Origin of the sequence: Sphingomonas segetis, assembly GCF_009720245.1 — a bacterium.
Taxonomy (GTDB): Bacteria; Pseudomonadota; Alphaproteobacteria; order Sphingomonadales; family Sphingomonadaceae; genus Sphingomicrobium; species Sphingomicrobium segetis.
Genome location: NZ_WJSQ01000323.1, coordinates 1 through 572 on the forward strand (window position 1 = coordinate 1; position 572 = coordinate 572).

Annotated in this window: 1 protein-coding gene; it reads right to left on the reverse strand. The window is 74.1% G+C overall.

Annotation, left to right across the window (positions count from 1 at the left end; genetic code table 11):
• Window positions 1-35: 35 nt before the first annotated feature.
• A partial coding sequence (locus GH737_RS15030; protein WP_230558866.1) for an energy transducer TonB family protein occupies window positions 36-572 on the reverse strand: 537 nt, incomplete at its 5' end.

Here is a 572-nt window from a genome sequence, read left to right on the forward strand (position 1 = left end):
AGCGACGGCGCGAAGTCGAGCACTGTCGGCGGGCGCTAGCGCCGCGCCCAGACGGGCACCCAGGTGATGTCCTGCGCGACCGGCCGGCCCGCCGGGTCGCGCGCGGGGCTGAACCGGACATATTGCACGAACAGCTGGCACATCAGTGCGTCGGCCGCGGAATTGCCGCTGCTGCGCACGACACGGCAGTTCGAGACCGAGCCGTCGGCGTTCACGCGCACGGAAATCGCCACGCTTCCCGAGGCAATTCCGGTGGCGGCGAAGCGCCGGTATTCGCGATCAGGGATCTTGGTGAGCTTGCGCGCCGGGGTAAAATCACCGGTTCCGCCGGCGCCGGTTCCACTCCCGCTGCCGCCGCCACCGCTGCCCGTTCCCGACGCGCCCGCTCCCGAGCTTGAAGCGCTGCCGGCGCCAGCGACCCTGGCGGCGGGGATGGGCGAGGGCGCAGGGATCCGCGGCTGCGGTGCCACGACGGGTGTCGGCTCCGCCTGTTTCGCGGGCGCTCCGGCTTCGTCCCTCTGCTGCGGCCGGCGGCGCTGCGGCGGCGGCGGCGGCGGAACCGGCGGGGGGGG